General features: G+C 59.1%; 1 protein-coding gene. It reads left to right on the top strand.

From position 1 onward, the window contains the following. On the top strand, positions 1–943 hold a 943-nt coding region (locus CAPSK01_RS19595), incomplete at its 5' end, for a helicase C-terminal domain-containing protein (RefSeq protein ID WP_273704136.1). Positions 944–1,027: the final 84 nt, after the last annotated feature.

The raw sequence follows: 1,027 nt of genomic DNA, 5'->3' as shown, positions 1-1,027 counted from the left end.
CGCCATCACATCCTTTGCCCGCAAGCTGCCGTATCGACTGCTGGCAACAGCAACGGCCGCACCGAACGACTTTATCGAGCTGGGCACATCAAGCGAAGCGCTTGGATACCTGGGCCACATGGACATGCTCAATCGGTTCTTCAAGAACGACCTGAACAACAGCGCGCAGGGCCGAATGGGCGGCGAGGTTATCAAGTGGCGACTGAAAGGGCACGCCGAATTGCCGTTCTGGCGTTGGGTTTGTTCGTGGGCGCGCGCCGTACGCCGGCCTTCCGATCTTGGGTTCGACGATGCGCGTTTCGTACTGCCTGAACTGCGAGTAGTTGAGTACGTTGTTGAGACTGAAACGGTCGCCGATGGGTTCTTGTTTGCGCTATCAGCCGTTGGCCTGGATGAGCAGCGCGAGGAACGGCGCCGCACGTTGAAGGAGCGATGCGCGCGGGTGGCTGACCTTGTGAACCCGACAGGCCAGCCCGCGCTTGTGTGGTGCCACTTGAACGACGAAGGCGACCAGCTTGAAGACATGATCCCCGACTCGATACAAGTCAGCGGCGCCGACAGCGACGACAAGAAAGAAGGCAAGCTGTTGGACTTTGCAGAAGGCCGCGCCCGCGTGCTAATTACCAAGCCAAAGATAGGCGCGTGGGGACTGAACTACCAACACTGCAACCACATCACATTCTTTCCGTCTCACTCGTTTGAGCAGTATTACCAGGGCGTGCGGCGGTGCTGGCGCTTTGGACAGGAGCGCCCCGTCACGGTTGACATCGTGACCACCGAAGGCGAGCGCGGCGTGCTGCGCAATTTGCAACGCAAGGCCGAGCAGGCCGACAAGATGTTTTCTAACCTCGTGGCCGAGATGAACGCCGCCCAGGCCATCGACCGCGCATCCGTTTTCACCAAGACTCAGGAGCTACCGCAATGGCTGTGCATGACCAACTGATTACCGACAAGTTCGCGCTGTACCACGGTGACTGCGTTGAGGTCATGCAAGGCATGCCAGACGCTTGCGTTCATCTGTCGATCT

Origin of the sequence: Candidatus Accumulibacter vicinus, assembly GCF_000584955.1 — a bacterium.
Lineage (GTDB): Bacteria > Pseudomonadota > Gammaproteobacteria > Burkholderiales > Rhodocyclaceae > Accumulibacter > Accumulibacter vicinus.
The sequence above is the reverse complement of the archived record's forward strand: the minus strand, read 5'-3'. Positions and strand labels throughout refer to the sequence as shown.